Origin of the sequence: Pseudoxanthomonas sp. CF385, assembly GCF_900104255.1 — a bacterium.
Classification (GTDB): domain Bacteria; phylum Pseudomonadota; class Gammaproteobacteria; order Xanthomonadales; family Xanthomonadaceae; genus Pseudoxanthomonas_A.
Map to the genome: position 1 here is coordinate 50,501 of NZ_FNKZ01000003.1, position 23,332 is coordinate 73,832.

Consider the following 23,332-nt stretch of genomic DNA (forward strand, 5'->3'; position numbering starts at 1 on the left):
ATTCCGTGGGTCCTGGCACGTCAGCCCCTGCGCGACTTCAGCGCCAGCCACCACGCCGCTGCCACCGGCACCACGAAGATCAGCAACTGGATGGGCAGCTCTTCCTGCAGCGAGTACCCGTGCGACATGCCGGTGCGCAGGTTCCACAGCACGGCGGCTGCCCAGCCCACGGTGAAGATTGCCGCCGCGATGCGGCGCCGTGCGGCACCGACCACGCCCATGGCGATACCTGCGATCGCCAGTCCCACGAGGATGAAGATCAAGGTCCGCATGTTGCGACTCCCGGTAGTGGATACGCGCCACGCGAAGGTAGCGCAAACGAGGCGGCCGGTGAACGGGGTGCGGCAGGGCGCCGGGCGCCCCGCCGCGCAAGGCTTACTTGGTGGTGTAGCCACCGTTGATGAGGATGGTCTGCCCGGTGATCCACCAGCCATCGCTCACGAGGTGGCGAATGAAAGGCACCACGTCCTGGATGTCGGTCAACCCGGTCTTGCTGAAAGGCGAAAGAGCGGCCGCCGTCTTGTGGTACGCCACCGCATCCTGCCCCTCGGCGGGATAGAAGAACGAGGTATCCATCGGGCCAGGACCCACGGCGGTCACCGAGATGCCGCGCGCGCCGAACTCCTTGGCCGCGGCCCGGGTGAAGTGCTCCACCGGCGCCTTTGTGCCGGCGTACGACGCGTAGAAGGGCGTGAACGCGCCGAGCAACGAGGTGACCAGGGTGACCACCTTGCCGTTGTCGTTGAGGTGCGTGCCGGCTTCCTTCAGGAAGAAGAACGCCGCCTTGGCATTCACCGCGGTCATCTCGTCGTACTCGGCCTCGCTGATCTCGGTGATCGGCTTCTTGAGGACCTTGCCGACCGTGTTGATCGCAATGTCCGGCTTGCCGACGGCTGCAATGGCATCGGCGAACAGCTTCTCCATGCCCGCGGCCGTGGTCAGGTCGCCCTGCAACGCCACCGCGAGGGTGCCGGTCTCGCGGATCGCGGCGAGGGTCTTCTCGGCGTCGGCATGGCTCGCGTCGCTGTTGTAGTGGATGGCGACGGCGGCGGCGCCGTGCTGCGCCAGATCGCGGGCGATCAGGCCGCCCAGATTCTTGGCGCCGCCGGCGATGAGGGCGACTTTGCCCTGGATGGAATGGTCGATCATGGACAGCTCCTTAGGGAACGAAGACAACGCCTCGACCGCGTGGATGGCTTACGTTCGATGCGCCGGTAGCACAACGCCGCGAGGCGCGTCTAAGATGCGGCGAAAGTCACACGGCGGGCTTTCACGATGTCCGAACCGCTATCAAATTCTCCGCGTTCAACTCACATTAGTGAGCCGCGTGACGCGAGCGCCCCGGCCGTCGATCCCGCATCGGCGGGCAGCGTGCAGTACAGCGTGCTCGCGCAATCCCATTGGCCCGGCGTGGAACTGCTGCTCTGCCGCGAGGACATCCGCCAGCGCACCCTGTGGGCGATCGATCAGCCGCGGCATACGGTCATCGTCCATCTCGGCGGCACGATGCGCGAACTCGATACCGAGATCGATGGCGTGGGCGCCACCCACATGCCACCCTCACCCGGCGACATCTGGCTGGTCCCGGCCGGCAAGCGTTACGCGAGCCAGGCGACCGGACAGGTCATTACCTACGCCGAGTTGCGCGTGTCGCCCGATGCCGATGTCGATGTGGGCATCGATCGCCGCGTCCCCATGGAGGGCCTGATGCCGCGCTTGGGGCACCGGGACGAGTTCCTCCACTACAGCGTTTCAAGGTTGGGCCGCTTGAGCCAGCAGGCCGACGACCTGTCGGGAATGATGGCCGAACGGCTGCAGCTGCTGCTGCGCCAGCACCTGTATGAGGGTTACCGGCTGCCTGCCGCGAAGGTGCCGGGCCCCATGACGCTGCCACCACGCGTCGCGCGCCAGCTCAGCGACCATATCGAAGACGGCCTGGGCCAGCGCATCGCACTGTCGGACCTCGCGGCGCTCGCCGGCATGAGCGTGCACCAGTTGCTCGTGGCCTTCCGTCGCACGTTCGGCACCACACCGGCCCAGTACATCCTGGCGCAGCGCTTGCGTCGTGCGCGTTGGCATCTGCTCAACCGCGACGACGACATCACCGTCATCGCCCTCGCCTGCGGCTTCGCCAGCCACAGCCATCTCAGCGCCGCGTTCAAACGGGACACCGGCATCACGCCGCGCCAGTTCCGCGACGGCCTGCGGGTGCGTCCGCTGGATTGACTAGCCTGCGCGGCAGAACGCCGCGTAGTCGATGTACCCGGGGAAGTCCCTACCCTTGGCGCAGACCACGCACTCCGGGTCGTGCCGCAAGCGTGTCTCGCGGAAGCGCATGGCCAGCGCATCGAACTGCAGCAGGCGACCCGACAGCGGTTCGCCGATGCCGAGCAGGAGCTTGACCACTTCCGTCGCCTGCAACAGGCCGATCACGCCCGGCAGGACGCCCAGCACGCCGGCTTCGGCGCAGTTGGGCGCGAACTCGGGCGGCGGCGGCTCCGGGAACAGGCAGCGGTAACAGGGCTGTTCGCCGCGATGGCGACCGGCGTCGAACACGCTCACCTGCCCTTCGAACCGCTGCACCGCGCCGTACACCAGCGGGATGCGCAGCTTCACGCAGGCATCGTTGAGCAGGTAGCGCACCGGAAAGTTGTCCGCGCCGTCCAGCACGACGTCCACGCCTTCCAGCAGCTGCTCCACGTTCTCGGACGTGACCCGCGTCTGCACCGCTTCCACCTGCGTGCGCGGATTGAGTGCGCCCAGCGTCGCCTGCGCCGAGGCCACTTTCGGCGCGCCGATGCGTGCCTCGGTATGCAGGATCTGCCGCTGCAGGTTGCTGCGGTCCACGACGTCGTCGTCGGCGATGCGCAGATGGCCCACGCCCGCGGCCGCGAGGTAGAACGCCGCAGGCGATCCGAGGCCGCCCGCACCGATCATCAGCACCCGCGAACCCTCGAGTCGCCGCTGCCCTTCCACGCCGACTTCCTGCAGCAGCAGGTGCCGCGAATAGCGTTCGTTGAAGTCCACCGCCTCGGCAGGCAAGTCGGGACGCACGGTCGGTCGCCCTTCCTCCTGCCAGCGCGACGTGCCGCCGGTGACGGAAGCGAGCCGCGTGTAGCCGGCGGCTTCGAGCGCCCGCGCGGCATCCATCGAGCGCCCGCCCTTCTGGCAGATCAGGACGATGGCCGCGTCGCGGTCGGGAAGATGGCGAGTGGGTTCGGCCAGCAGGAGCGCCTTCGCGACGCCCTGGGTGCCTTCGGCCTGGCCGCTGGCGCGCTCATGGTCTTCGCGCACATCGACGAAGATCGCACCGTCCGCCAGCCACTGGGCGACGTCGGCGGGGGGAATGTCTCGGATCGGCATGCCGTGATTATCACGCACCGCGCACACGATGGCGGCGTCCCGGCTGGAACGCGGTGTCGCTTCAGTACGGCAGGACGTCGACGATGTCGCCGTCGGCGTAGTCGCGCAGACCTTCCGCCAGCACGATCAGGGCGTTGCTGTCCGCGGCGGCACGCAGCTGGTGGGACGCGTCGGCCGCGTTCGGCACCACCCGCAGCCCACCCTCGCCATCGGGCGCTAACTGGCCCCGCAGGAACTCGAGCCGCGCATGCGCCTTGCGCCAGTCCCCGCCCAGCCGCGCCTGCCAGACGGGTCGTGGGTCGTCCCGTCCCTGCAGCCCATCCAGCAGCGCACGCCCCAGGGTCAGGAACGTGGCCAGGGTCGACACCGGATTACCGGGCAGACAGAGGAACAAAGCGCGATCCCATGCGCCGAACAGCACGGGCATGCCGGGCTTCATCCGCACTTTCCAGAACCCGATGCGCCCGTGGGCCTTCAGCAGACCCGGAAGATGGTCCTTCTGGCCTGCCGATACGCCGCCGCTGGTGATGACGACATCGAACGCCGACGCGGCATCGCCCAACATCGTCTGCATGCGTTCCGGGTCGTCGGGCAGCGTGGGCCATGCGGTGGGCTCCAGCCCCTCGGCGCGCAACAGCCCCATCAGCAGGTCGCGGTTGCTGTTGTAGACCTGTCCGGGCAACAGCGGAAGACCGGGCTCGACCAGCTCGTCGCCGGTGGTGAACACGGCCACCGTCGGTCGTCGCGCCACCGTCAGGGTCGGCAATCCGAGCGCCGCGGCCAATCCGATCCGCGCGGGCGTCAGCACCTGACCTGCACGCAGCACCCCGGCACCCGCCGGGACGTCCTCGCCGACGCGGCGTACGTCCGCACCGGCACGCAGCCCGGACGGGATCTCGATGCCGCCGTCGCGTTCGACGATGTCCTCCCGGATCGCCACCGTATCGGTACCCTCGGGCATGGGCGCGCCCGTGGTGATGCGCACGCATTCGCCGGGTCCGACATGCAGCCCGCCCAGCACGCCGGCGTACTGTTCGCCGACCAGGCGCAGCCAGGTCGTGCCCTCTGCCGTCAGGCTGGCATGCGCGAACGCGACACCATCCATGCGACTGTTGTCGAACGATGGCAGAGCGATCGGGGCGTTGACGGCATCCGCGAGTACGCGGCCACCGGCCCGGTTGAATGCGAGGGATTCGGTGCCCGTGCGGTGCGAGTGCGCAGCCTCCCGGATCAGCGCGATGGCGTCATCGACGGCGATGCGGGAGGGATACGGGGTCACTTGCCGCGCTTGACGTGCCGGATCAGGCGGCGCTTCTTGGCGATCTGCTTCTCCGTCAGCACGTTCTTCTTGCCTTCGTACGGATTGGCGCCTTCCCGGAAGATGAAGCGCACCGGCGTACCCACCAGCTTGAAGCGTTTGCGGAAGAAGTTCTCGAGATAGCGCTTGTACGACTCCGGCAGCACCTTCAGGCGCGTGCCATGCACGATGAAGGTCGGCGGATTGGCGCCGCCCGGGTGCACGTAGCGCAACTTGGAGACGTGTCCGCGGATGCTCGGTGGCGGATTGGTTTCGTACGCGATCTCCAGCGCCTTGTTGACTTCGCTGGTGCCGAATTCCTTGGTCGCCGAGGCGTGCGCGCGATGGACCGCCTTGAACAGTTCGCGCATGCCGGAACCATGCAGCGCGGAGATGCGCACCACTTCGGCCCACTCGACGAAGCCGAGCTTGCGGGCCAGCAGGGCTTCGGCCTGCTCACGCTGGTAGGTGGTCAGCCCGTCCCACTTGTTGATACCCACCACCAGGGCGCGACCGGCGTCGAGCACGGCGCCCAGCACGCTGGCGTCCTGGTCGGTGACGCCTTCAGTGGCATCCAGCAACAGCACGGCCACCTGGCACTGCTCGATGGCCTGCAGCGTCTTGACCACGCTGAACTTCTCGACCGCTTCTTCCACCTTGCCCTTGCGCCGCAGGCCGGCAGTGTCGATCAGGCGGTACTGACGACCGTCGCGCTCCATGTCCACGGCGATCGAGTCGCGGGTGGTACCCGGCACTTCGGAGGCGATCATCCGCTCCTCGCCCAGCAGGCGGTTCACCAGCGTGGACTTGCCCACGTTCGGTCGGCCGACGAACGCCACGCGCATGCGGTCGGGATCGTTGTCCAGGCCGACGGTCGCGCCCTCTTCGGGCAGACGCGCGTGCACTTCTTCCAGCAGGTCGTCGATGCCCTGGCGGTGCGAGGCCGAAATGGTGATGACATCGGCGAAGCCATAACGCGCGAAGTCCGCGATCGCCGTGGTCTCGTTGATGCCGTCGATCTTGTTGATGACGAGCAGCGTGGGGCGCGCGGTCTTGCGCAGCCAGGCGAGGATGTCGTCATCGAGCGCGGAGGCGCCCTCGCGACCGTCGACGATGAACAGCACCAGGTCCGCTTCTTCCGCGGCCGCACGCGCCTGGCGCGCAGTGGCGCCGGCCAGGCCCTCTTCTTCACCCGCGATGCCGCCGGTATCGACCACCAGGAAGGGATCTTCCTCATCCAGGCGGCAGACGCCGTAGTTGCGGTCGCGGGTCACGCCGGGCTGGTCGTGCACCAGGGCGTCGCGACTGCGGGTCAGCGCGTTGAACAGGGTGGACTTGCCGACGTTGGGACGACCGACCAGGGCTACGAGGGGAAACATGGAGAGGCAACCAGAGGAAGAAGTGCGGAGCCGCACGAAGCGACCACCGGGGGCCGGCGCACGCGGAGCGGCGCGGCAACGGCGCGCCATGGTATCGGAATTGGGCCGCGCCCGCGAAAAAGGGCCGACGAAGCGGCCCTTTTCCGGTCCGGCAGGGGCGCGCGACGGCGCCCCGGCGGGGTCTTACTTGAAGCCGAAGGCCGTCAGTCCGCCTTCCACGTCCTGCACGATCAGGATCCCGTCAGCCACGACCGGCTTGCCGCGGATGGCCTTGCCGCCGACGCGGGCACGGCCGACGATGTCGCCGTTGTCGGTCTTCAACCAGTGCAGGTAGCCGTCGTAGTCGCCGACCACGGCGTAATCGCCATGGATCGTCGGCGCGGTCAGCGAACGGCGTGCCAGGGTCGTGTTGGACCAGAGGGAACTGCCGCTGTACTTGTCCAGCGCCCAGACGGTCCCTGCCGGATCCGAGACGAGCACCGCGCTGCTGGTCACCGCCAGTCCGCCGGCACCGCCGTTCTCGCGCTTCCACAGGGGACGGCCGGAGGGGCCTTCGATGGCGACCGTTTCCTTCTTGAAACTGGTGACGAACACCGTCGTGCCTTCCAGCACCGGCGCGCCATCCACGTCGGCCATGCGTTCCAGCTCGCTGCGGCCTTCCGGCGCGCCGATCGTCTGCGTCCACAGGGTGCGTCCGTCGTTGCCCGACAGGGCCGCCAACGTGCCGTCGTCATTGCCCGCGAACAGCACGCCCGGACCGACCACCACCGGCGCGTTGCCGCGCACGGTGAGGCTGGGCAGTTCGTGCGTCCAGAACCAGCGACGCTCCCCGGTATCGCCGCTCAGGGCGGACACGCGGCCGTCATTGGTGCGGACAAACACCACACCCTGGGAGATCGCAGGCGCGGCGATCACTTCGTTCGGCACCTTCACCTGCCACTTCTCGGCACCGGTCGCCGCATCCAGGGCAATCACCTTCCCGTCGAGCGTACCGACCACGACGAGGCCTTCGCCGGCGCCAGGACCACCCGAAATGCGCAGGTCGGACTTGTACTGCCAGACTTGCTTGCCCGTCTGCAGGTCGAATGCACGGACACCGCCCTTGACGGCGGCCGCATAAACGCGCCCCCCCTCGACAGCGGGGGCCTGCTGGAGTCCGAGACGTTCCTCGCCCTTTCCGGCGCTTGCGCTCCAGAGCTTGGAAACGCTGACCGACGGCGTGATGTCGACCAGTTCGGCCGGCTCCGTCGGCTTTTCTTCGGCCTTGCCGCCGAACCAGCCCTTGATCGTGCTGCAGCCACCGAGGGCGGCCATGATCAGAATGCCACCCACGATGCGAATGGACGCGGTCTTCATGCGGCGATTCATGCGGCACCTCCCGTCTTGGGCGGCGTGCCACCGGCGTGGATCAGCTTCAACTCGACGAGGCGACGCTGCGGCGAAGCCACGTCCAGCGTGGTCAGCGCGCGAGTGTAGGCGTCCTGGGCTTCCTTGGCCTTGCCGGTCGCCAACAGTGCGTCGCCGCGAACCTCGAGGCTGGACGCGTCTTCGGCCTTGGCGAGTAACGTCAGCGCTTCATCGTGCTTGCCGCTGTCGATCAGCAGGCGCGCCAGTCGCACATCGACCAGCGGCCGGAGCGAATCATCGGGCTTGAGGCTGCGCAACGTGGCGATGGCGGCATCGCGCTCGCCGGCCTCGACCTGCGCCTTGGCCAGTTGCAGGCCCGCGATACCGGCGTACACGTCGCCCTGCTTGGCGAGGGTGTCGACCACTCCCTTGGACTGCTTCAGATCGCCCTTGGCGAGCCCTTCCACGGCCTTCTGGTAGTCCTGGTATGCCTGTTCGTGCTGGCCCTGCTGGCTCTTCTGCCACCACTGCCATCCGAAAATCACCCCCAGCCCCAAGGCCACGCCACCGAACAGGCCGGCGCCATTGTTCCTCAGCCAGCTACGGACGCGTTCGCTTTGTTCGTGCTCGTCGAGCAGATCGTCAATCGCCATGCGCTCTCTTGCCCCGTCTCGATGCGGGGTCTTGGTCTAGGTTGGATAGACCCGCGCGCGGGTCAATCACCGACCGGCGCTAGGGAACCCTCAGAGGATACCGTAAAGCGTGCGACGTTAGCTCGCTGGAACGGGGCCAAGTCCACCGTACTCCCCGCTTGCTGAACCTCGACCGCCGTCGCATCTCCCAGTTTGATGCGTCCTACCTCGCCTTGGGCGAAGCGGCGTTCCTCGCCGGCACGCACCAGTGCGTGCTCGACCTTGCGTCCATCCGGCGCATTGATCTCGACCCAGCTGTCGCCCTTGAACGTCAGCGACAACCAGGCCGACGTCGACCTCGGTAGCGGTGTCATCGAGGCCACGAAGGGGGCTGCCTGCGGGCGGGCAGCGGGCTTGGAAGGTCCCGAAGCGCCCGCCGTCGGCGCGGCGTCCGGCACCACGTCGAGTGACGCCGTCGAGGTCTCCAATGCGGGGCCCTGAGCGGGACGGAGCGTCATCCAGATCGGGGTCACGATCACGAGCGTCAGCACGACGTAGATCGCGCGGCGCTTGAAGCTGTCGAAGAAATACTGCAGCGGCGGCGTATGGCCGTGGCTGACGAGCTCGGCCGGCGCCGCGACGGCGGTTTCCGCCTGATGCAGGAACGGCTCGACGTCCACCTTGAGCAGGCGGCCATAGCTGCGCAGTTGCCCGCGCACGAAAACCGCGCCCCCGGACTGGTCCCACTGCCCCGCTTCCAGGGCCTGGACGACCTTGACCGGCATCTTCAGTCGCTGGCTGACATCCTGTATCGATAGGCCGGCCCGCTCACGCGCCGACCGCAGTGCATCGCCGCACCCCTGCGGCATGCCCCCACTTACCGTGTCCATCATGGCCCTGCATTTCCCCCGGTTGTGACGTCCCGCGCGTCGGGGAACTCCGCCCGAATGCGCCGAACATATCGACTGGCAGCAGCCTTGTCGCCGAGTCTTTCCTCGATCTGTGATGCGAGTTTCAACACTGCGAGCGACGCAGGCCCCGCAGCCAGCCTCCGCTCGATGAAAGCGCGCGCCGACAGGTACTCCTGCCGGCGGAATTCCAGTTCCGCCATCGCGCCGAGCGCGGTGGCATTGGAGGGATCGCGCGACAGCGCCTGGCGCAGGTCGCGTTCCGCACGCTCAAGCTGGCCGGAGGCGAGCGCGCAGTTCCCGGCGTTCGCCTGGGCCACCGCGGGGGTGCCGTATCCGGGCGCCTGCAGCGCGCGATCGAACCAGACCAGCGACTCGGCTTGGAAGCCGTTGGCGCACAGCCAGGTCCCGTAGTTGTTCTGAGCGGCACCCTGCCCCGGGGCCAGTTCCGCCGCCCGGCGATACTGCTGGCCGGCGGCTTCGGTCTGACCGCGGCGGTCGGCGACAACCGCCAGCATGGTTACGGCATCGGCCGAATCCGGCGCCAGCTTGAGCGCCGCCTTGGCCTCTTTCTCCGCCGTGTCGAGGTCGCCCGCCTGCAGACGCTGCACCGAGCGCGACAGCATCATCTGCACCGACTGGCGACGCTTCACCTCGGGACTGTCCTTGACGGAATAGTCCTGGGCGATCTGCTCGCCGTCCTTGCGCTCCATCTTGGGGCGGACGAAGGTGAGTCGACTGCAGGCCGTCGCCAGCAGGAGGGGAACCAGCAGCAGGCAGAGCGCCTTATGCCGCATCGTCGATGCCCTGTTCCTGCAGTTGGCGGCGGAACTCGGCCTGCCGTCGCGTCCGGTCCATCACCTGGCCTTTCAGCTGACCGCAGGCCGCATCGATGTCGTCGCCACGCGTGCGACGGACCATCGTCAGGACCTGCGCATCGAGCAGCAGCTTCTGGAAGGCGCGGATGTCCTCTTCCGGTGCCCGCTCGTAGCGGGTTCCCGGGAAGGGGTTGAACGGGATGAGGTTGACCTTGCCCGCGTCCTTGAGCTGAGCGGCATTGCTGAACTTGCGCATCAGCTGCGCGAGCTGGCGCGCATGCTCGGGCTGGTCGTTCACGCCCTTCATCAGCGTGTACTCGAATGTCACCGAATCGCGCTTCTTGTTCGCGCGCAGGTATCGCACGCACGATGCCATCAGTTCGGCGATCGGATACTTCTTGTTGAGCGGCACCAGCTGTTCGCGCAACGCATCGTTGGGTGCGTGCAGCGAAACGGCCAGCGACACGTCGGTTTCGGTCGACAGCCGATCGATCATCGGCACCAGACCGGACGTCGACAGGGTGACGCGCTTGCTGGCCAGGCCGTAACCCAGATCGTCGCGCATGATGTTCATCGCGCGGACGACGTTCTCGAAATTCAGCAGCGGCTCGCCCATGCCCATCATCACCACGTTGGTGAGGCGACGGTTCTGTGCGGGCACGTTGCCCAGGTGGCGCGCCGTCACCCACACCTGGCCGATGATCTCGGCGGTGGTGAGGTTGCGGTTGAACCCCTGCGTGGCCGTCGAGCAGAACGTGCAGTTGAGGCCGCAGCCCACCTGCGACGACACGCACAACGTCCCGCGGCTCTTGTCGGGGATGTAGACGGTTTCGACGGCATTCTTGCCGTCCACGCCCATGCCCAGCAGCCACTTGTGGGTGCCGTCGGACGAAGGCTTGTCGAACACCACCTGCGGCACGACGACTTCGGCATGTTCCTGCAGTTTCGCGCGCAGGTTCTTGCCCAGATCGGTCATCTGGTCGAAGTCGGTGACGTAACGGTGGTGGATCCACTTCATCACCTGGTGCGCGCGGAACTTCTGCTCGCCGAGCGTACCCACGAAGAACTGTTCGAGTGCTTCGCGGTCCAGGTCCATCAGGTTCTGCTTCGCGGACACGGACGCGCCGATCGCCACGGACGGAGCGTCCGTGGCCAGCTTCAACTCGATCGGCGGCAGTTCGTGGCTGCTCATCGCGTATCGCTCAGCGCGCGAACACTTCGGTCGCGGCGAAGAAGTACGCGATCTCGTTGTTCGCGTTCTCGACCGAATCAGAACCGTGCGCGGCGTTGGCGTCGATGGAGTCGGCGAAGTCGGCGCGGATCGTGCCCGGCGCGGCGTCCTTCGGATTGGTGGCGCCGAGGATGTCGCGATGCTTCAGCACGGCGTTCTCGCCTTCCAGCACCTGGATGGCGACCGGGCCGGAGATCATGAACTCGACCAGCGCGTTGAAGAACGGACGCTCGCGGTGCACGGCATAGAAGCCTTCCGCTTCGCGGCGCGACAGGTGCTTCATCTTCGAGGCGACGATCTTCAGACCGTTCTTTTCGAAACGCGCATAGATTTCGCCGATGACGTTCTTGGCGACGGCATCGGGCTTGACAATAGACAGGGTGCGCTCCAGCGCCATGGGGATTCTCTCCGTTGGGCGGGCCACGTTACGGCCCAAGGTTAACATGAAAAACCCGCGTCGAAACGCGGGCTTAGACTAGAAAGCGTAGCGAGATTCTAACGTACCGCGGGCTGGTTTGCAGCCCTGCCCTGGGCCGATGCTGCAAAGCAGCATGACTTGCCCCAACCCACCCCCGACAATGACTCAAACAAGCGTTTGATTCAGTGCCGGAGGGGTCATGGGCAATACCACGCATTTCTCGACCAAGGAACGGATCCTCGGGGCGGCCGAAGAGCTGTTCGCCCAGCATGGCTTCGCGGGCACGTCGCTGCGCCAGGTCACCAGCCGCGCGGACGTCAACATCGCCGCGGTCAACTACCACTTCGGCAGCAAGGAGAACCTCGTCAACGAGGTGTTCCGCCGCCGGATGGACGACATGACCGCCGCCCGCCTCTCCCAGCTGGACAAGGCCCTGGCCGAGCACCCGGGCGAACTGGCCCCGATCCTCGCGGCGTTCGTCGAACCCGCCCTGGCCCTGGCCCAGGACCGCCACGGCGGCGGCGCCTTCGTGCGCGTGATCGCCCGCGCCTACGCCGAGAAGAACGACGGCCTGCGTCAGTTCCTGTCCGACCACTACGGCCACGTCCTGCGCGAGTTCGGCAAGGCCATCGCCGCCTGCGTGCCGGGACTGAGCAAGGAAGAGCTGTACTGGCGGCTGGACTTCTTCTCCGGCGCACTGACCTACGCCATGGCCGATTTCGGCCTGATCAAACGCCCCACGGGCGTCACGGAAGCCGCGCATCGTGAGCGCGCCGCCCGTGAACTCATCCGCTTCGCCGAGGCCGGCCTGCGCGCCGACCATGTCTGAAACCCCTGTAATCCAAGGAAATTCCATGTCCAATCCATTGCTTGTACGCAAGGCGGCCGTGCTGGGTGCCGGCGTGATGGGTGCGCAGATCGCCGCGCACCTGACCAACGCCGGCGTCGACACGGTGTTGTTCGACCTGCCCGCCAAGGACGGTCATCCGGATGGCGTCGTGCAGAAGGCCATCGCCAACCTGGGCAAGCTCAGCCCCGCCCCGCTGGCCAGCAAGGCGCTGGCCGAGGCGATCACGCCGGCCAACTACGAGACCGGCCTGGAGCACCTCAAGGGCTGCGACCTGATCATCGAGGCGATCGCCGAGCGGATGGACTGGAAGCAGGACCTGTACAAGCAGATCGCCCCGTTCGTGGCCGACCATGCTGTTCTGGCCAGCAACACGTCAGGCTTGGGAATCAACAAGTTGGCGGAAGTTCTTCCGGAACAGCTTCGCCATCGCTTCTGTGGTGTGCACTTCTTCAACCCGCCCCGCTACATGCACCTGGCGGAGCTCATCCCGGCCAAGTCCACAGACAAGGCGGTGCTGGAAGGCCTTGAGACTTTCCTGACGACGACGCTCGGCAAGGGCGTGGTCTACGCCAAGGACACGCCGAACTTCATCGGCAACCGGATCGGCGTGTTCTCGATCCTCGCCACCGCGCACCACACCGGCGAGTTCAAGCTGGGCTTCGACGAAGTGGACGCCGTCACCGGCCCGCTGATCGGTCGACCGAAGTCCGCCACCTACCGCACCTCCGACGTGGTCGGCCTGGACACCATGGCCCACGTCATCAAGACCATGGCCGACACGCTGCCCGACGATCCGTGGCACGCCTATTTCAAGTCGCCGAAGTGGCTGGAGGCGTTGATCGCCAAGGGCGCCCTGGGCCAGAAGACCGGCGCCGGCATCTTCCGCAAGGTCGGCAAGGACATCGTGGTCCTCGACCTGGAGAAGCAGGACTACCGCGCCTCCGACCGCACTGCGGCGCCCGAGGTGGTCGAGATCCTGAAGATCAGGAACCCGGCCGAGAAGTTCGCCAAGCTGCGCGAAAGCCAGCACCCGCAGGCGCAGTTCCTGTGGGCGGTGTTCCGCGACCTGTTCCACTACAGCGCCTACCACCTCGCCGACATCGCCGAAACCGCGCGCGACGTCGACCTGGCCATCCGCTGGGGCTATGGGTGGTCGCTGGGGCCGTTCGAGACCTGGCAGGCCGCCGGCTGGAAGCAGGTGGCTCAATGGATCGCCGACGACATCGTGGCCGGCAAGGCCATGAGCAACGCCCCGCTGCCGAACTGGGTGTTCGACGGTCGCGAAGGCGTGCACGGAACCGAAGGCAGCTACAGCCCCGCCCGCAACGCCAAGCTGCCGCGGTCCTCGCTGGACGTCTATGCGCGTCAGCGCTTCCCGGATCCGCTGCTGGGCGAAACCTTCGCCCCCGGCGAAACCGTGTTCGAGAACGACGGCGTGCGCCTGTGGACCGACGGCGACGGCATCGGCGTGATCAGCTTCAAGACCAAGATGCACACCGTGTCCGACGCGGTCCTGGCCGGCGTGCAGGAATCTGTCGCGATCGCCGAGCGCCGCTTCAAGGGCCTGGTGATCTGGCAGCCGAAGGAGCCGTTCTCCGCCGGTGCCGACCTGGCCGGGGCGCTGGGCGCGCTGCAGGCCGGCAAGATCGCCGAGTTCGAAGCGATGGTGGCCAACTTCCAGGCAACCAGCCAGGCCATCAAGTACTCGCTGGTGCCGGTCGTAGCGGCCGTGCGCGGCCTCGCCCTGGGCGGCGGCTGCGAGTTCCAGATGCACAGCGCGTGCACCGTCGCCCACCTGGAAAGCTACATCGGGCTGGTGGAAGCGGGCGTCGGCCTGCTGCCCGCAGGCGGCGGCCTGAAGGAACTCGCCGTGCGCGCCTCGCAGGCGGCCGGTCCTGGCGGCGACGTGTTCGCCGAACTGAAGAAGACGTTCGAGACCGTGGCGATGGCCAAGGTGTCGGCCTCCGCATTCGAAGCCAAGGAACTGGGCCTGATGCGCGCGGGCGACAAGGTCGCCTTCAATGCCTATGAGCTGCTGCACATCGCCAAGCAGGAAGCGCTGGCGCTGGCCGAAACCGGCTACCGCCCGCCCCTGCCGGCGCGCCGCATCCAGGTAGCCGGCGACGTCGGCATCGCCACCTTCAAGATGATGCTGGTGAACATGCTGGAAGGTCGCTTCATCAGTCCGTACGACTACGAGATCGCCGTGCGCATCGCCACCGTGCTCTGCGGCGGCGAGATCGACCGTGGGTCGGTGGTCGACGAGGAGTGGCTGCTCAAGCTGGAACGCAAGCACTTCGTCGAACTGGCGCAACAGGAAAAGACCCAGGCCCGCATCGCGCACATGCTGAAGACCGGCAAGCCGCTGCGTAACTGACCGACGACGACACAGGACACCGAGACATGAGCAAGCAAGTACAAGAAGCCTATATCGTCGCCGCCACCCGTACCCCGGTCGGCAAGGCGCCCAAGGGCGTGTTCCGCAACACCCGTCCCGACGACATGCTGGCGCACGTGCTGAAGTCGGTCGTGGCGCAGGCGCCGGGCATCGACCTGAGCCGCATCGACGACGCCATCATCGGCTGCGCGATGCCGGAAGCCGAGCAAGGCATGAACGTGGCGCGCATCGGCCTGCTGCTGGCGGGCCTGCCGAACACGATCGCCGCGCAGACCATCAACCGCTTCTGCTCCTCCGGCCTGCAGGCCGTGGCGATGGCGGCGGACCAGATCCGCCTCGGCAACGCCGACCTGATGCTGGCCGGTGGCACCGAGAGCATGAGCATGGTGCCGATGATGGGCAACAAGATCGCCATGGCGCCGAGCGTGTTCGACAACGACCATGTCGCCATCGCCTACGGCATGGGCATCACCGCCGAGAAAGTGGCCGAAGAGTGGAAGATTTCGCGCGAGGACCAGGACGCCTTCGCTGTCGCTTCGCACCAGAAGGCCCTCGCCGCACAGGCCGCGGGCGAGTTCAGGGACGAGATCAGCCCTTACGAAGTGATCTCGCGCCAGCCCGACCTCGCCGGCAATACCGTGCGCCTGAAGAAGCTGCTGGTCGAGCAGGATGAAGGCCCGCGCGCGGACACCTCGCTGGAAGGCCTGGCCAAGCTGCGTACGGTATTCCGCAACCCGCAGTTCGGCGGCACCGTCACCGCGGGCACCTCGTCGCAGATGAGCGACGGCGCGGCGGGCGTGCTGCTGGCCTCGGAGCAGGCGATCAAGGATTACGGACTGACTCCGCTCGCCCGTTTCGTCAGCTTCTCGGTGGCCGGTGTGCGCCCGGAAGTGATGGGTATCGGCCCGATCGCCGCGATTCCGAAAGCGCTGAAGCAGGCCGGCCTGACCAAGGACCAGTTGGACTGGATCGAGCTCAACGAAGCCTTCGCCGCGCAGGCGCTGGCGGTGATCCGCGACAGCGAGCTGGATCCGTCGAAGATCAATCCGCTGGGCGGTGCCATCGCGCTTGGCCACCCGCTGGGTGCCACCGGCGCCATCCGCACCGCCACCATCGTCCACGGCATGCGTCGTCGCCAGCAGAAGTACGGCATGGTGACCATGTGCATCGGCACCGGCATGGGCGCGGCGGGCATCTTCGAATCGCTCTGATCCAGCGACAAGGCACTACCAACATGGCGCCGCGAGGCGCCATGTTTGTTTGTGGTCAGGCCAACCGGGCGCCGTTCGGCACCGGTCGCTCCACCGTCGTCACCACGACCCCTGCGTCCGTGTGGAATCCGGTGAGCAGGAACTCGGACAGGAACGGCCCCACCTGCTTGGGCGGGAAATTGATGACGCCGACGATCTGCTTGCCAACCAGATCTGCCGCTGCGTAAAGCGCGTGGATCTGCGCACTGGTCTTCCGAATGCCATGGGGCCCGAAGTCCACCCACACCTTCCACGCCGGCTTGCGCGCCTCAGGGAACGGCTCCACGCGCACGACGGTGCCGGCGCACAGATGGACCTTTTCGAAGTCCGCCCAGCTGATGTCCTTGCTTTCCACCGTTAGTCTCCCCTCGCCCGCTCGCGCCAGTCTTTCCACGCGTCCCTGGATTCCGCCCACCAGTAGCTCAGCTGCGCGCCCAGGAAGCCGGCCGGCTTCAGTGCCGAGACCAGGCCGTAATCGGCGAACTCGCGCCACTGCGGGTCGTCGTGCGCGATGGCCGCCGCAAGGACTTCGCCGGCGAACGTGGTGGGCGCCACGCCGTGCCCACCGAAGGCCTGCGCCAGCCACAGCCCAGGCTCGATCTGACCGATCTGCGGCATCTGGTGGCGCGCATAACTCATCAGTCCCGACCAGGCGTAGTCGACGCCGACGCCGTCCAGCTGCGGGAACACCTTGAGCATGTCCCGGTAAAGCAGGCGCCGCACCGCGGCCGGCGATCGGTCCAGCACCGAAATCCGCCCGCCCCACAGGATGCGGGTATCGGGAAGGGGCCGGTAATAATCGAACGCGAAGCGCGTGTCGTAGATGGCGGCACCCGTACGCAGGACCTCCGGCAGGCAATCGCCCAGCGGTGCGGTCACCATGACGTAGGTGGCGATGGGCAACACCGCCGCATCGACCCGTGCACGCAGGCCCGCCAGGTAGCCGCCACAGGCGAGGACGACATGCCGCGCCTCGACCTCGCCTTCAGGCGTGCGGACGCGCCATGCCTGGCCGACACGCTCGAGCGAGAGCGCCGGCGACGCCGCATGCACCGCCACGCCGGCCTCCGTGGCGGCCCGCGCGAGGCCCAACGCGTAGTTCAGCGGATGGAAATGGAAACCCTGCGGCTCGAACAGTCCGTCGTGGTAGCGGGCCGAGTTGACCTGCGCGCGCAGCTGATCGCGCGACCACCAGGTCCACTCGGTGTCGTAGTGCTCGGCCAGCAGCGCCTGGCGCTCGCGCAGCACCGCATCGTCCTTGAACCAGTTCGCCCAGATGACGCCCTGCTCCGTCGGCTCGCAGTCGATCCGGTAACGCGTGATCCGCTCACGGATCAGCTCGACCGCCTGAATCGTGCCGCCATACAAGGCCTTCGCACGCGGGGCGCCCAACTCCCTCAGGAGCGCCTCCTCGCCGCGCGAGAAGCCGCCGAAGACGAAGCCCCCGTTGCGCCCGGACGCGCCGAAGCCCGGCGCCCTGGCCTCCAGGACGACGACGTCGCGCGTACCGCGTTCCGCCAGGCCGAGGGCCGTGTTCAAGCCCGCGAAACCGCCGCCGATGATGCAGACGGGCGCTTCACGACGCCCCCTGAGGGGCTCGTGCGGCAGGGACGGCGTCGCCGTCGCCAGGTAGTAACTGGAAGCAGGTTCTGACATCGGGCCGGATTATGGAGCTTTATTCCCGCCCGCAGGGGTGACCCTGCAAGGTTTACTGCAGGTCCCGCACGCCCAGTTCGCTCAGCGCGTTCTGCATGGTGTCGCGCGCCGCATCGCTGAGCTTCTCATGGTCGAGTGCGTACCGGATCGTGGCCTCGATCAACCCGATATGCGTGCCGCAGTCGAAACGCGTGCCCTGGAACCGGTAGGCATGCACGGGCTTTTCCTGCAGCAGCTGCGCGATGCCGTCGGTCAGCTGGATCTCGCCGCCCGCGCCCGGTGTCGTGTTCTCCAGCAGCTCGAAGATGCTGCCGTCAAGCACATAGCGCCCGACCACGGCCAGCGTGCTGGGCGCGTCCTCGGGCTTCGGCTTCTCGACGATGGCGCCGATCCGGCCTTCGCGCCCATTGAAGGATTCGGTGGCCACGATGCCGTAACTGCCGGTCTGTTCCGGCGCGACGTCCTGCACCGCGATGACGCTGGCGCCGGAGCGTTCGGCCGCATCGGCCATCTGCTTGAGCGCACCGGGGCCGCGGTTCCAGATCAGATCGTCCGGGAGCAGCACCGCGAAAGGCTCGTTGCCGACGATCGGCTTGGCGCACAGCACCGCATGCCCCAGGCCCAGCGCTTCGGCCTGGGTCACGAACACCGCGCGCACATGGGAGGGCAGCACGTTGCGCACCAGGTCGAGCTGCTCGCTCTTCCCTGCCCGCTCGAGCTTCTGCTCTAGCTCGTACGCCTTGTCGAAGTAGTCGGCCACCGCATGCTTGTAGCGGTTGGTGACGAAAATCAACGTGTCGCAGCCAGCCTCGATCGCTTCATCGACCGCGTACTGGATCAACGGCCGATCGATGATCGGCAGCATCTCCTTCGGAACGGTCTTGGTAGCGGGCAGGAAACGGGTGCCGAGCCCCGCGACGGGGAACACGGCCTTGCGGATACGGGTGGAGGTCATCGAGTCCTGCGAGCATCACGGCCTGGGAAGACCACGATGTTAGCGGATGTCTCGTCATGATCATTTGACAAGGGCGTGAACTCCGGCACGGCGACCCGCAACACTTCCCCCAGCTCGGTGGTGTCGTAGCGCGCATGGGCAGCCCGCAGGCGCTGCATCGCCAGATCGATGAACTCCGGGGACACGTCGCGCGCAAAGGCCTTCATGATCTTGGAGTGCGAAGTGGGCTGATAGCGCTCGTCCGCATGGAACAGCGTCTCATGCAGCTTCTCGCCCGGACGCAGACCCGTGTAGACGATCGCGATGTCCCGGCCCGGCTGCTTGCCGGCCAAGCGGATCATCTGTTCGGCCAGCAGGCGGATCGGCACGGGATCGCCCATGTCCAGGGTATAGATGGAGGCATGGGCCGCGCCGGAAGCTGCCTGCAGAATTAGCTGGCAGGCTTCGGGGATGGTCATGAAGTAGCGCGTGACGTCCGGATCGGTCACGGTGACCGGCCCACCCTTCCGGATCTGTTCGCGGAACAGGGGCACGACGCTACCCGCGGAATCCAGCACGTTGCCGAAGCGCACGGTGACGTAGCGGGTACTGGACCGTGCATCGTCCAGCGCCTGGCACGCCATCTCCGCCAGGCGTTTGGTGGCGCCCAGCACATTGACAGGATCGACCGCCTTGTCCGTCGAAATGAGCACGAATGTCGCCACGCCCGCCTCGCGACAGGCGCGGGCGACGGTTTCGGTCGCCAGGACATTGTTGCCGACCGCCTCGCGCAGATGGCCTTCCAGCAGGGGCACCTGCTTGTAGGCGGCCGCATGGAACACGGCATCGGGTTCGGCCATGCGAAGCGCATGCGCGATCACGGCGGGATCGCCGCAGTTGCCCAGGACGGGCAACACGTCGAGGTCGGGAAAGGCCCGCCGCAGATCACCCTGGATGGTGATGAGGGCAAGTTCGTCGATCTCCACCAATGCGATCCGCTGCGCACCATGACGCGCGCATTGGCGGCACAGCTCCGAACCGATGGAGCCGCCCGCACCGGTGACCATCACGGTCCGCCCACCCAGCCAGCCGCGGATCAGCTTCCAGTCCGGCGTGACCGACTTGCGCCCCAGGAGGTCCTCGATCGCGACCTCTTTCAGGTCGCCGGGCATGGACTGGCCTTCGAGCACGTTGACCAGCTTCGGCACCATGCGGAAGGGCAGCCCGGTGCTTTCGCAGATGGCGACCACACGCTGCATGGCGGGCGCGTCCAGGGACGGCATCGCGATGACCAGCATCCGGGCTGCCGTCTCACGGGCCACGGCGGCGGCGTCCTCCAGCCCCCCCAGCACGGGAACGCCCTGGAGCTTGGAACCGTGCAGGCGGCGGGCATCATCAAGGAATGCCACCGGGTAATAGACACCGGTGCGGCGCAATTCGCGGACCAATGCCTCGCCGGCGCGTCCCGCGCCCATGATCAGGACCCTTGAAGCGCTCTCCTGCGATCGCTGAGCCTGGCTGTCCTTCCATGCGCGGTACGCGAGTCGCGGAAGGCCCAGGAAGGCCACGAGGGCAAACGGATAGAAGCCGAGCACCGCGCGCGGCGTGGACCCGAAGCGGTTGTAGAAGAACAGACCGAGAACCACGCCCAGAAACCCAAGGGCGCACGCTTTCACGATGTTCCACAGATCCGGAAGGCTGGCAAAACGCCAGAGACCACGGTAGAGCCCCATCCACCAGAACACGACGCCTTGGGCGACCAGCACGATGGCGATCTCGTTGGACCACAACGGGAATTCGGGACCATGCGCCAGCATGGCGTAGCGCATCCGATGCAGGACTTGCCAGCAGATCCAGACCATCGCCAGATCATGGAGGGCTACCAGCACGCGGGGTGTCCAACTACTCAAACGGTCCCGCCAGGATTCCATCAGATCCTTCTCCAGTGCTAGTCGCGCCATCCCCTGCGCAGTAAGGCCCACAACGCGCCAGCAACGACGTAGATCGAGGCCACCACAGCCGACGTGGCGCCCAATGTCCTAGTTGGCAATGTGAAGCTTAACAATAAGGTAACGCTGCCGAACACCAAATAAATCACGGTTACAGCGGTATGACCCCATCGGCGCGCGGCTTTTTGATACACATGGCTGACATGGGGCGTCCACCAGCGTTCGCGGCGCAGCATGCGCCATGCCAACGTGAAGCCTGCGTCGACAAGGAATGCGCATAACGGCAACAGGGCCAGCGGTGCGCTTTCGACAGGCGACGCGGCGATCGACGTCACCGCAAGGGCCGCCAGCGAGTACCCGAGCACCCCGCTCCCCACGTCGCCGAGGAAGATCCGGGCGCGTGGGAAATTGAACGGAAGGAACCCGACGCACGCCGCGCACAGGGCCCAGGCCAGCCATGGCAGCCCGCCCGTGCCCGGCATCAGCGCCGCATAGGCCAACGCCGCCAGCAGGGCCTGGGTGACGGCCAGGCCGTTGATGCCGTCCATGAAGTTCCAGACATTGACGAGCACCAGGGCCGCCACGACGCTCGCCCCGGCAAGCCACGCTGTCCCCGTCGCTGACCAGACCCCCGCGCCGAGCAGCACGGCGGCTACCGCCTGCACCATCAAGCGAAGCCAGGGGGACAGGGGGCGATGATCGTCCCACCAACCGATTCCGCCCACGATCAGGAGGCCCGGCAGGAAGCTCCACCACAGCCAACGCTCGCCGGGGAAAAGCACTCCCACAACGGCGGCGGCCACCACCAACACCGCCATGATGGAAATGCCGCCCCCACGCGGCGTCGGCACGCTATGGCTGCGCCGTTCGCCGGGCTGGTCAAGCAGGTTACCCCTCAGGGCATACCACCTGGCCAACCAGGTGCCCAACGCGGCGCCGCATCCGAGCACCAGCAGCCACACAGGCAACGCCGGCATCAGACCACCGCGTAGTTGAGCAGGGGCTTGATCGTGCCCCACTCCTTGCAGCTGGGACATTGCCAGTGGTGGGTGCGCGCGCCGAACCCGCAGCGCGTGCATCGGTAGCTGGGGTTGCGCACCAGCAACTGGTCGGTGATGTGCTTCAGGTCGTGGAGGGTCGCGGCCGGGTCGGCACCCTCGGCCAGGGTCAGGTCGATGAGCGCCGCCTCACCACGTACCGAAGGACGATCCTTGAGCTGCCGTGCGAGGTAAGCGCGCGCGGCGGCCACCCCGTCCTGCCGCTCGACCAGTTTGGTCAGCGCGAGCACCGGAGCGATGCCGCGATAGTGCTCGCACATCTCGGACAGGAACGCCCGGGCGCCCGAGAGGTCGCCGACCTGGTCGTAGCTGGCCAGCAGGCTGGGCAGCACTTCGGGCAGATAGTCGGGGTCGTGGCGGGCGGCACGCTCGAAGGCTCGGACCGCCGCATCCGCATTGCCGGCGTCTGATTCGATGCGTCCTTCTATGATGCCCGCCCGCACGCTGCCCGCGTCCGCCTGGTAGGCGCGCGCCACCGCAGCGCGCGCAGCGTCGGCGTTGTTCGCGGTGCGGTGCCGCTCTGCCAGTTCGCATTCGAACTGCGCCACCAGCTTGCCCATGGGCTCGCCGGTCACTTCTTCGTACCGGCGCGCATTGTCGATGGCCTTTTCCCAGTCCCGCTCCGCCTGGTAGATGCCGATCAGATGCTTGAGCGCCTGGGGGGCGCGCTGGTCGATCTGCGCGAGGTCGCTGAACACCGTTTCGGCACGGTCCAGCAGACCGGATCGCATGTAGTCCTCGCCCAGCGCCAGCAACGCCTGCACCTTTTGCTGATCGTTGAGGTCGGGACGCTGCACCAGTCCCTGGTGCAGGCGGATCGCGCGGTCCACTTCGCCGCGTCGCCGGAACAGATGGCCCAACGCCACCTGCGTCTCGAAGGTCTCCTTGTCGAGCTCTGCGATGTGCAGGAACAGCTCGATCGCCTTGTCCGGCTGCTCGTTGAGCAGGTAGTTCAAGCCGCGGAAGTAGGTGCTGGAGAGCCGGCTGACCTGGGTATCGCCATGGCGCTGCCCGCCGCGACGGCCGATGATCCAGCCACTCAGTGCCGCCAGCGGCAGGAACAGGAAAAACCAGAACCACTCGGTGAGGAACGCCATGGCTCAGGCACCCTGGTCCAGCGAGGACGCGGCCGCACCGCCGGGCACCGCGGCACGATTCGCCTTCCGCAGTTTGGCGTAGAGGGGCCATACCACGGTCGCCACCACGATCAGGCCGCCGATGACGACGCCCAGAAGTAGCGACAGCATGATGCCGACGCCGGACGACGTCTGGAATTCGGTGAAGACCAGCTTGAGGGTGATCGGTTGCGTATTGAGCACACCGATGATGAGTCCGTAGGCCAGGAACAGCAGCGCAACGACCAGGCGGAAGGTGTTCATCAGGCGACTCCGTGCAGGACGGCGCCTAGCTTAACGGAGACGGCGCGGTACGACACGCGCCCGGGCGAGGCCTACTCGCCGGCTTCCTCGATCGGCGTGACGTCGCTGACGCGCTCGCGCAGCTCCTTGCCGGGCTTGAAGTGGGGAACGTGTTTCGCCGGCAGTGCGACGGATTCGCCGGTCTTGGGATTGCGGCCCATGCGGGGCGGACGATAGTGCAGCGAGAAACTGCCGAAACCGCGTATCTCGATCCGATCGCCCTGCGACAGGGCGCCCCCCATCATTTCCAGCAGGGACTTCACGGCAAGGTCGACGTCCTCGGCCTTGAGGTGAGGCTGACGGCGACTCAGGATTTCGATGAGTTCGGACTTGGTCATCGGCTAGGAATCAGAGCGGATGTACCCGCACCGGCCCGGGCGAACCCGGGCCGGTGGGGACGGTACTGCTTGGGAATCGAACGGCAGG

Annotated in this window: 23 protein-coding genes; 4 read left to right on the forward strand and 19 right to left on the reverse strand. The window is 66.9% G+C overall.

The window, feature by feature from the left end; genetic code table 11:
* Positions 1–20 precede the first annotated feature (20 nt).
* Together BLT45_RS15645 and BLT45_RS15650 are read right to left on the reverse strand one after the other, a co-directional pair.
* Positions 21–272, reverse strand: a complete 252-nt coding sequence (locus BLT45_RS15645; protein ID WP_093302429.1) for a hypothetical protein — start codon at positions 270–272, stop codon at positions 21–23.
* Positions 273–375: 103 nt separating this feature from the next.
* Positions 376–1,149, reverse strand: a complete 774-nt coding sequence (locus BLT45_RS15650; protein ID WP_093302435.1) for an SDR family oxidoreductase — start codon at positions 1,147–1,149, stop codon at positions 376–378.
* A 234-nt stretch (positions 1,150–1,383) separates the two neighbouring features.
* Here BLT45_RS15650 and BLT45_RS15655 point away from each other — a divergent pair, with 234 nt between their 5' ends.
* On the forward strand, positions 1,384–2,226 hold the full coding sequence (locus tag BLT45_RS15655) for a helix-turn-helix transcriptional regulator (protein WP_175455888.1): 843 nt from the start codon (positions 1,384–1,386) through the stop codon (positions 2,224–2,226).
* On the opposite strand, the gene moeB is transcribed toward BLT45_RS15655, so the two are convergent.
* The 9 genes from moeB to ndk form a co-directional block, all read right to left on the reverse strand.
* Positions 2,227–3,363, reverse strand: coding sequence for a molybdopterin-synthase adenylyltransferase MoeB (moeB, locus tag BLT45_RS15660; protein ID WP_093302444.1), 1,137 nt, complete (start codon positions 3,361–3,363; stop codon positions 2,227–2,229).
* Positions 3,364–3,424: 61 nt separating this feature from the next.
* Positions 3,425–4,642, reverse strand: coding sequence for a molybdopterin molybdotransferase MoeA (glp, locus tag BLT45_RS15665; RefSeq protein ID WP_093302450.1), 1,218 nt, complete (start codon positions 4,640–4,642; stop codon positions 3,425–3,427).
* Positions 4,639–6,039 carry a ribosome biogenesis GTPase Der gene (gene der, locus BLT45_RS15670; protein ID WP_093302456.1) on the reverse strand — a complete coding sequence of 467 codons (1,401 nt, stop codon included), beginning with the start codon at positions 6,037–6,039 and terminating at the stop codon, positions 4,639–4,641. Before der ends, glp begins: the two co-directional genes overlap by 4 nt.
* Positions 6,040–6,222: 183 nt before the next feature.
* On the reverse strand, positions 6,223–7,395 hold the full coding sequence (bamB, locus tag BLT45_RS15675; RefSeq protein WP_254771926.1) for an outer membrane protein assembly factor BamB: 1,173 nt from the start codon (positions 7,393–7,395) through the stop codon (positions 6,223–6,225).
* 8 nt (positions 7,396–7,403) lie between these two features.
* On the reverse strand, positions 7,404–8,039 hold the full coding sequence (locus tag BLT45_RS15680) for a YfgM family protein (RefSeq protein WP_093302465.1): 636 nt from the start codon (positions 8,037–8,039) through the stop codon (positions 7,404–7,406).
* Between the two features lie 62 nt (positions 8,040–8,101).
* Entirely contained in the window at positions 8,102–8,911 is an 810-nt protein-coding gene (locus BLT45_RS15685; protein WP_093302469.1) for a helix-turn-helix domain-containing protein, read from the reverse strand.
* The gene (gene pilW, locus BLT45_RS15690; protein ID WP_093302474.1) at positions 8,908–9,723 is read right to left on the reverse strand and encodes a type IV pilus biogenesis/stability protein PilW; all 816 of its coding nucleotides are present in this window, start codon (positions 9,721–9,723) and stop codon (positions 8,908–8,910) included. Before pilW ends, BLT45_RS15685 begins: the two co-directional genes overlap by 4 nt.
* Positions 9,713–10,936, reverse strand: a complete 1,224-nt coding sequence (gene rlmN, locus BLT45_RS15695; RefSeq protein WP_093302480.1) for a dual-specificity RNA methyltransferase RlmN — start codon at positions 10,934–10,936, stop codon at positions 9,713–9,715. Before rlmN ends, pilW begins: the two co-directional genes overlap by 11 nt.
* A gap of 10 nt (positions 10,937–10,946) precedes the next feature.
* Entirely contained in the window at positions 10,947–11,372 is a 426-nt protein-coding gene (gene ndk, locus BLT45_RS15700) for a nucleoside-diphosphate kinase (protein ID WP_093302485.1), read from the reverse strand.
* Between the two features lie 220 nt (positions 11,373–11,592).
* On the opposite strand from ndk, the gene BLT45_RS15705 reads away from it, so the two are divergent.
* The 3 genes from BLT45_RS15705 to BLT45_RS15715 are packed head-to-tail and all read left to right on the forward strand — an operon-like array spanning position 11,593 to position 15,852.
* Positions 11,593–12,222, forward strand: a complete 630-nt coding sequence (locus BLT45_RS15705) for a TetR/AcrR family transcriptional regulator (protein ID WP_093302490.1) — start codon at positions 11,593–11,595, stop codon at positions 12,220–12,222.
* Positions 12,223–12,247: 25 nt separating this feature from the next.
* Positions 12,248–14,620 (forward strand): 3-hydroxyacyl-CoA dehydrogenase/enoyl-CoA hydratase family protein, encoded by a 2,373-nt coding sequence (locus BLT45_RS15710; RefSeq protein WP_093302494.1) that lies wholly within the window; start codon positions 12,248–12,250, stop codon positions 14,618–14,620.
* 26 nt (positions 14,621–14,646) lie between these two features.
* Positions 14,647–15,852, forward strand: coding sequence for an acetyl-CoA C-acyltransferase (locus BLT45_RS15715; protein ID WP_093302498.1), 1,206 nt, complete (start codon positions 14,647–14,649; stop codon positions 15,850–15,852).
* A gap of 55 nt (positions 15,853–15,907) precedes the next feature.
* Here BLT45_RS15715 and BLT45_RS15720 read toward each other — a convergent pair whose 3' ends face one another.
* The 8 genes from BLT45_RS15720 to BLT45_RS15755 form a co-directional block, all read right to left on the reverse strand.
* Positions 15,908–16,246 (reverse strand): tRNA-binding protein, encoded by a 339-nt coding sequence (locus BLT45_RS15720; protein WP_093302504.1) that lies wholly within the window; start codon positions 16,244–16,246, stop codon positions 15,908–15,910.
* A 2-nt stretch (positions 16,247–16,248) separates the two neighbouring features.
* Positions 16,249–17,547 carry an NAD(P)/FAD-dependent oxidoreductase gene (locus tag BLT45_RS15725; protein ID WP_093302507.1) on the reverse strand — a complete coding sequence of 433 codons (1,299 nt, stop codon included), beginning with the start codon at positions 17,545–17,547 and terminating at the stop codon, positions 16,249–16,251.
* A gap of 52 nt (positions 17,548–17,599) precedes the next feature.
* Positions 17,600–18,502, reverse strand: a complete 903-nt coding sequence (gene galU / locus BLT45_RS15730) for a UTP--glucose-1-phosphate uridylyltransferase GalU (protein WP_093302511.1) — start codon at positions 18,500–18,502, stop codon at positions 17,600–17,602.
* On the reverse strand, positions 18,499–20,412 hold the full coding sequence (locus tag BLT45_RS15735) for a nucleoside-diphosphate sugar epimerase/dehydratase (RefSeq protein ID WP_093303447.1): 1,914 nt from the start codon (positions 20,410–20,412) through the stop codon (positions 18,499–18,501). The genes galU and BLT45_RS15735 overlap by 4 nt, the downstream gene beginning before the upstream one ends.
* Positions 20,413–20,429: 17 nt before the next feature.
* On the reverse strand, positions 20,430–21,407 hold the full coding sequence (locus BLT45_RS15740) for an MraY family glycosyltransferase (RefSeq protein ID WP_093302516.1): 978 nt from the start codon (positions 21,405–21,407) through the stop codon (positions 20,430–20,432).
* Complete coding sequence (gene lapB / locus BLT45_RS15745) at positions 21,407–22,585, reverse strand: lipopolysaccharide assembly protein LapB (protein ID WP_093302521.1); 1,179 nt, start codon at positions 22,583–22,585, stop codon at positions 21,407–21,409. Before lapB ends, BLT45_RS15740 begins: the two co-directional genes overlap by 1 nt.
* 3 nt (positions 22,586–22,588) lie before the next feature.
* The gene (locus tag BLT45_RS15750) at positions 22,589–22,867 is read right to left on the reverse strand and encodes a LapA family protein (protein WP_093302524.1); all 279 of its coding nucleotides are present in this window, start codon (positions 22,865–22,867) and stop codon (positions 22,589–22,591) included.
* A gap of 71 nt (positions 22,868–22,938) precedes the next feature.
* Positions 22,939–23,244, reverse strand: a complete 306-nt coding sequence (locus BLT45_RS15755; RefSeq protein ID WP_056878658.1) for an integration host factor subunit beta — start codon at positions 23,242–23,244, stop codon at positions 22,939–22,941.
* Positions 23,245–23,332 lie beyond the last annotated feature (88 nt).

Bases quoted from the DNA above. Each gene is read 5' to 3' on its own strand.
- BLT45_RS15685 (WP_093302469.1), bottom strand. From the start codon at position 8,911: ATGATGGACACGGTAAGTGGGGGCATGCCGCAGGGGTGCGGCGATGCA.
- ndk (WP_093302485.1), bottom strand. From the start codon at position 11,372: ATGGCGCTGGAGCGCACCCTGTCTATTGTCAAGCCCGATGCCGTCGCC.
- BLT45_RS15750 (WP_093302524.1), bottom strand. From the start codon at position 22,867: ATGAACACCTTCCGCCTGGTCGTTGCGCTGCTGTTCCTGGCCTACGGA.
- galU (WP_093302511.1), bottom strand. From the start codon at position 18,502: ATGACCTCCACCCGTATCCGCAAGGCCGTGTTCCCCGTCGCGGGGCTC.
- BLT45_RS15645 (WP_093302429.1), bottom strand. From the start codon at position 272: ATGCGGACCTTGATCTTCATCCTCGTGGGACTGGCGATCGCAGGTATC.
- BLT45_RS15650 (WP_093302435.1), bottom strand. From the start codon at position 1,149: ATGATCGACCATTCCATCCAGGGCAAAGTCGCCCTCATCGCCGGCGGC.
- lapB (WP_093302521.1), bottom strand. From the start codon at position 22,585: ATGGCGTTCCTCACCGAGTGGTTCTGGTTTTTCCTGTTCCTGCCGCTG.
- BLT45_RS15735 (WP_093303447.1), bottom strand. From the start codon at position 20,412: ATGGAATCCTGGCGGGACCGTTTGAGTAGTTGGACACCCCGCGTGCTG.
- BLT45_RS15715 (WP_093302498.1), top strand. From the start codon at position 14,647: ATGAGCAAGCAAGTACAAGAAGCCTATATCGTCGCCGCCACCCGTACC.
- BLT45_RS15725 (WP_093302507.1), bottom strand. From the start codon at position 17,547: ATGTCAGAACCTGCTTCCAGTTACTACCTGGCGACGGCGACGCCGTCC.
- rlmN (WP_093302480.1), bottom strand. From the start codon at position 10,936: ATGAGCAGCCACGAACTGCCGCCGATCGAGTTGAAGCTGGCCACGGAC.
- bamB (WP_254771926.1), bottom strand. From the start codon at position 7,395: ATGAAGACCGCGTCCATTCGCATCGTGGGTGGCATTCTGATCATGGCC.
- pilW (WP_093302474.1), bottom strand. From the start codon at position 9,723: ATGCGGCATAAGGCGCTCTGCCTGCTGCTGGTTCCCCTCCTGCTGGCG.
- moeB (WP_093302444.1), bottom strand. From the start codon at position 3,363: ATGCCGATCCGAGACATTCCCCCCGCCGACGTCGCCCAGTGGCTGGCG.
- BLT45_RS15680 (WP_093302465.1), bottom strand. From the start codon at position 8,039: ATGGCGATTGACGATCTGCTCGACGAGCACGAACAAAGCGAACGCGTC.
- BLT45_RS15740 (WP_093302516.1), bottom strand. From the start codon at position 21,407: ATGCCGGCGTTGCCTGTGTGGCTGCTGGTGCTCGGATGCGGCGCCGCG.
- BLT45_RS15710 (WP_093302494.1), top strand. From the start codon at position 12,248: ATGTCCAATCCATTGCTTGTACGCAAGGCGGCCGTGCTGGGTGCCGGC.
- BLT45_RS15755 (WP_056878658.1), bottom strand. From the start codon at position 23,244: ATGACCAAGTCCGAACTCATCGAAATCCTGAGTCGCCGTCAGCCTCAC.
- BLT45_RS15705 (WP_093302490.1), top strand. From the start codon at position 11,593: ATGGGCAATACCACGCATTTCTCGACCAAGGAACGGATCCTCGGGGCG.
- der (WP_093302456.1), bottom strand. From the start codon at position 6,039: ATGTTTCCCCTCGTAGCCCTGGTCGGTCGTCCCAACGTCGGCAAGTCC.